The following is a 5,278-nucleotide window of genomic DNA, read 5'->3' as shown; positions in this document are numbered from 1 at the left end:
GTTCACGGGCAAGGAAGCCGAACCCTGCGCGGTGACCGCCTGCTGGTTCGCGGCGAGGGCGCCGGCGCCGATCGTCAGGGGGATGTTCCGCTCGTAGGTGCCGGGAGCTGCCCGCCCGGGGTTCGCCCCAGCGGGCAGCCTCCGGCGGTGGTCGGCCGACGGCGTCGAGGATGAAGTCGGTGACGGCGCGAGGGTGGCTGAGCATCGCGGCGTGCGAGCTGCTGATCTCGATGGTGCTTCACAGCAGCCTCGGCTACCACAGCCCCGCCACCTACGAAGCCGCCGCAGCAGCCTGACCACCACACCAATGGTGGGTTTGATCCGTTTGGCGGGCATTCGAGATCAGGGGTTCGTCCCCGGGATGATGTCCACCATGGAGAGTACGGGGAAGAAGAGGCCACGCCCTCGCCGCCCAACACGGCAACCCCACCTGGAAATGGGAACGCGCCATCAAGCAAGCCCGCACCCAGTTCGAGAAAGCCACCACACGTCGAGCCGTAAGCAGCCCAGGACCACATACCAGCGCTTCGGTGAACTCCAGCCCTGCGAACGGCGCCTGACATGGTCCGCGCTGTCCGCCCCTGTCGGCCTGATCAATTAGGTATCAACTTCGCGACCCGCCGACGCGCAGACCAGTCGCCCGCGAGCTTCGCCGCTCACTGGGGATTCAGCAGTGCCGCTGTCCTCGGCCGCGCCTTCCGTGCCGCCTACGGAGAAAGTCCCCGGGTCTTCCGTCAGCAGGCCCTACGGTCGCGAAGGTTTACCTAGCGTGCATCGGTTCTTGATGATGCGCGCAGAGGGCGTCAGCCACGTGGTTCGACGCGCGACCATGACGTCTGACCGTTTCGTGTGCCGAAGGGGCCGGGGGTCCCTTCGGGTCACACCTACCATGGGGAGCAATCTTATGAAGGCGACCACCTTCAAGCGCAAGGCCCTGGCACTTGGAGCCGCAGCCGGCATCCTGGTCGGCACCGGCCTGCTGGCGAGTGCCGGACCTGCCTCGGCCAATTCCAGTTTCTGGATGAAGAGTTACGCCGATGGATCCTGCTTGGACGCAGCGGGCGGTGGGACGGCCCCCGGAACGCCGGTCATCACCTGGCGCTGCAACGGCGGGGCGAACCAGCAGTGGTACGAGCAGCAGGACAGTTCCGGCAGGAAAACCCTCCGCAATGCAGCGAGCGGTCTGTGCTTGGACATCTCGGGTGCCAGTACGGCCAACGGGGCGTCTTTGATCCTCTGGAACTGCAACGGCGGGTGGAACCAGGTGTGGAATTCGAAGGACCCGCAGTGGGGCGGTTCCTGCTACAACTACATCAACCCGACGACGAATCACGCAATTGACAAGCCGGGAAGGGACGGCACCCAGGCGGCCGCCTATGACTTCTGGGGCGGCAGCAACCAGGTGTGGTGCCTGAACGGGTGAGCCCCGGCGCGGCGCGATGGTGACCGGGCGGGGCGGGGCCGGAGACGGCCGCACCCGCCCTGTCTTCGCCGACCAGGACGATCCGGACGGGATCGTGCCCACCCCACTGACAGCAGGCACCGCCCCTCGCCGCACCACTGCTCGGCGCCATGCCGCGATCGCATCGCTCGCGGCGCGAGAGCGCCATACTTGAACACCGGCCTGATCGCCGACTTCACCAGGCCGGTGGAAATGACGGGGCTTCGGCCCGGCCCGCGAGTGTTCTGGACCGGCCTCCTCCTCGTCGTGGCCTCGCTCTGGCTGCTCATGGTGCCGATCTTCCTCGTCGCGCCCCACTACCCGGCGGGCCCCCCGACGACTGACCTCCCCCCGGCACCTTGCACAATGTTTCGACGGTCCGGTGGGTCTGTCGTTCATTCGCACACAGCGCCTTGTCTACGAACCGGTCGGTTCGGAGACACGCCGTGTATGTGCGTGGGACGCTGGCCGGCGCCAGGGAGTTTCTCCGGTCCCCGCGCGTCCCGCCATTCCAGAGGCCCCCAACGGCCGAGCACCTGTGCAGTGGTTCAAAGACGGTTTCTCGAAGCCGCAGCCTGACCACGCCGCCGAACCTACCTGGTCACAGCACTAGATATGGATGAGAATCTGTCGCAGGGGATGTTCGAGCGCACCCGCAAGTGAGGCCAGCTCCCCATCGGTCAGCCAAGCCCGGTTCGGATACAGAACTTCGATCCTGAACCGTGTGAACCCCATCGGCCAGTCGTACACCAGCTCATTGAGCGATGCCTCGACGTCGCAACAGGGAACAGTCACCATGAGCGTCGAAAGGCCCCCGTTGTAGCACTCCGAGACGGCAGCACCTCACCAGCCAGGTGCGAACTCCGTACCGCACCGCGGGCAGGAGATCCTTTTCAGGTTGGCGAAGCAGTGGACCATCTCGACGCTGTCGTGCCACTTGGCTTCCAGGCCACGTCGGGCGTCGTCGTCAGGAAGCATCCCGGACAACACAATCGCAGCACGATCCGCCGCATCCTTACTGGGCTGCCAGAACGGATCGGTCGGAGTCACCGTCAGGTAGTTGTCACTCATCGCCCGCCCCCACGGTCCGCTCCTCATCCTCCGACCCGGCTAACCTATCCGGTCGCAGGGCAGGTGTATTGATCACGGCGCGCTGACAGGAGAGCTCGGACCGGCTGGTCGAAACCGCACGGTTACTGCCGGCATGACCGCGGAGGAGCGGCTCGGCTTCCGGCTGCCGCTGGTGCTTCGCGCGGCGTATGTGTTGATGGGCCGCGCGACCATGCTGAGGGCCTCGACCAGGGTCGGGGCGAACATGACGGCCGCGGTGGCGGTCAGGTCGCCCCGGGCAGCGCTGGCTCGGGGCGTGTCAGGCGGTGTGGCCCGGCGCCGGCGCGATGTTGTGGTTGTGGGCGCGGAAGAGGTTCTGCGGGTCGTACTGCTGCTTGATGCGCTGCAGGCGGGCCAGGGCGTCCGGGGCGAACACGTCGGCAGCGACGGCCTCCCGGGACGGGAAATTCTGGTGTGGGAGCCCTGTGGTCCAGGGCGTGAGGTCCTTGAGCAGCGTGTTCATTCCCGCGGTGCCGGCGTCGACCACCTCCGGCGGCCCCACCGTTGTTCCCCACACCATGAAGGCGGCGTCCCGTGCGCCGGCGGCGCTGGGCAGGCGTGCTTCCCGGCTCAGGGCACCGGCCAGGTGCCGGATCTCCAGCACGGTGACCACACTGCCGGAGGTCGGTCCGACCCGCTCCAGCACGGCCGCGATCACCTCGGGTGTCAGATCCGTCAGCAGCGCGCTGCAGTCCTCGTAGGGTGCCGGGTCCGTCGGGTCCTGGTGCACCTCGGCGAACGTGTCGTAGCCGCGCCGGCCGACCGTGTCCGCCAGCGGAGCGCCGACCGCGCGCAGTGGTGCGATGAGCTCCTCCGCCTCGGTGTCCGAGCCGAGGTAGGCCACCCGGACGTGAACGGTGAAACGGCCGCGCAGCGGCTCCGGGACTTCCGGGATCGGCGGGAAGTTCAGCAGGGCGACGGATATCGTCAGCTCGTCCGGAGCGTTCTCCACGACCTGCCGGTAGGCGTGCAGCACGGACTCGGCGTGCTCCGCCGGGTGGAAGATCCCGCCGCCGTAGAAGGTGGTGACCGGGAACAGGTCGAGCTCCAGCGACGTCACGATGCCCAGGTTGCTGCCGCCTCCGCGCAGACCCCAGAACAGAGCGGGGTCCGACTGCTCGGTCACGTGACGCAGCGCACCGTCGGCCGTGACCACGTCAATGGCGCGGACGTGGTCGGCGGCCCAGCCGTAAGTGCGGCCCAGGACCGGGCTGAGACCGCCGCCGAGCGTGTATCCGACGACACCCACACCGGCGCACGTCGTGCTCCAGGCGCAGCGCTCCGACGTCCACACCGTCCTGGTCGACGGCCACGTCGCCAAGTACCGCCACCGCCTCCGGGGCATCGACCTCCGGGCGGTGCGGCACCACGTCGAGAACACCGTCGAGCACCTGCGCACCCAACTCGGCGAGAGCGAATGGCACAAGGGGATGAACCCGGAGGTTCCCCGCGCGAAGACCATCGAGCAGAGCCGGTTCGGCATCGAACAGCCGCCGGTCGGTCTGTGACCGGCGGGTGGGCTTCCGCGCGGGGAGGGCGGCGCACGACGGTTCCGGGCGTCAGGGCTTCACCGGCCGGATGGCCGGCGGGCAGGACGAACGTGATCTCGGTCCGGTTCTTGCTGCGGACACTTTCCCGCGCCGACGGTGTGAGCTCCGAACAGGATCCGAGAAACATTCCCTAACGCTCGAAGAGCTTCCAGTGCCCCTCGGAGACGATCTCGATGGCACCGTCCACCACCTTGATGGCCGTGTCGTCGTCGACCGCGTACCCCGGCACCGGCACGCGCGCGGCCCATTTCTCCGCGTGGGACATGGTGTTCTGCGGGCACATGGCGTTGTCCAAGTGCGGGAAGATCGAGAAGCCGACCATGCCCAGCGCACTGTCGCCACCGGCGGCCGGCTTCCAGCCCACGAACTCCTCGCCGACGTGCGGGGCCATCACCATGCTGCCGGCGCTCAGTCCCACATAGACCGTCCCGCTCAGCGACGACAACAGATCTGCCAGGCCGGACTCACGCATCCAGTGGTGCAGATACAGAACATCGCCGCCGCACACGAGCAGGGCATCGGTCTCCCGGACCAAGGGGACCCAACTCTCCTCGTCGATGCTGGGCAGCGCAGTCAGCTCCAGCATTCCCACGGACTTCCATCCCAGCTCCACCAGGGGCGTGGACGTCTGCCCGGCAATCTGCTGCCACGTCGCGACCGCGGTACCGGGCAGCATGCCGTACATCCCGGTGGGGATGCACAGGGCGGTGGACTGGGCAATGGGCTTGCCCAGCAGGTCGACGAGGGCGTCACGGATGCTCTGGTTGCTGACGCCGCCGGAAGTGAGAAGAAGCTTCATCACGCCTTCCTTGTCCATAGAGAGCCTGGACCGGCCACGGCAATCCGCGGAAGCCTTGGAACGCCCCAGGGTTCTTCGCCGGACAAGTCAATCACGGCGCACCGACTCACACATGCCCGAAGAACTGGCTGGGGCCGCGGTTGCAACACCCGGCCGTCCTGGCCATGCTGGAGCGGTTCGGCTCTCCGTCCCAGAGCCGCAAGGCCGGACGACGCCGCCTCGTCACGCTGCCCCGGCCGAAGGCGCCGAGGATGGCCGAGCGGCCGGCCGAGGACATCTTCGCCGCCCTGGACGAACAGACCGTCACCGTTCCGGGCACCGAGGCAGCCACATTGATCGTCCCGATCCTCACTACCTCCCTGACGGCTGTCCTCGACC

The 5,278-nt window shown here is 67.6% G+C and carries 5 protein-coding genes and 1 pseudogene; 3 read left to right on the top strand and 3 right to left on the bottom strand.

Going from position 1 to position 5,278, the window contains the following annotated elements; all coding sequences use genetic code 11:
- Window positions 1-904 precede the first annotated feature (904 nt).
- Window positions 905-1,423: an RICIN domain-containing protein gene (locus O3X23_RS38275; protein ID WP_269278109.1), complete on the top strand. Its 519-nt coding sequence runs from the start codon at window positions 905-907 to the stop codon at window positions 1,421-1,423.
- Between the two features lie 861 nt (window positions 1,424-2,284).
- Here O3X23_RS38275 and O3X23_RS38270 read toward each other — a convergent pair.
- Together O3X23_RS38270 and O3X23_RS38265 are read right to left on the bottom strand one after the other, a co-directional pair.
- Window positions 2,285-2,512, bottom strand: coding sequence for a hypothetical protein (locus O3X23_RS38270; RefSeq protein WP_269278106.1), 228 nt, complete (start codon window positions 2,510-2,512; stop codon window positions 2,285-2,287).
- A gap of 298 nt (window positions 2,513-2,810) precedes the next feature.
- Window positions 2,811-3,800, bottom strand: coding sequence for an FAD-binding oxidoreductase (locus O3X23_RS38265; protein WP_269278103.1), 990 nt, complete (start codon window positions 3,798-3,800; stop codon window positions 2,811-2,813).
- Between O3X23_RS38265 and O3X23_RS38260 the strand changes: the two genes are divergently transcribed.
- The gene (locus tag O3X23_RS38260) at window positions 3,781-4,059 is read left to right on the top strand and encodes a hypothetical protein (protein WP_269278101.1); all 279 of its coding nucleotides are present in this window, start codon (window positions 3,781-3,783) and stop codon (window positions 4,057-4,059) included. The genes O3X23_RS38265 and O3X23_RS38260 overlap by 20 nt on opposite strands.
- Before the next feature lie 172 nt (window positions 4,060-4,231).
- Here O3X23_RS38260 and O3X23_RS38255 read toward each other — a convergent pair whose 3' ends face one another.
- Complete coding sequence (locus tag O3X23_RS38255) at window positions 4,232-4,900, bottom strand: Type 1 glutamine amidotransferase-like domain-containing protein (protein ID WP_269278097.1); 669 nt, start codon at window positions 4,898-4,900, stop codon at window positions 4,232-4,234.
- Between the two features lie 125 nt (window positions 4,901-5,025).
- On the opposite strand from O3X23_RS38255, the pseudogene O3X23_RS38250 reads away from it, so the two are divergent.
- Window positions 5,026-5,278, top strand: a pseudogene (locus O3X23_RS38250) (IS110 family transposase); the annotation flags it as partial.

This window comes from Streptomyces sp. H39-S7 (assembly GCF_027158205.1).
Lineage (GTDB): Bacteria > Actinomycetota > Actinomycetes > Streptomycetales > Streptomycetaceae > Actinacidiphila.
The sequence above is the reverse complement of the archived record's forward strand: the minus strand, read 5'-3'. Positions and strand labels throughout refer to the sequence as shown.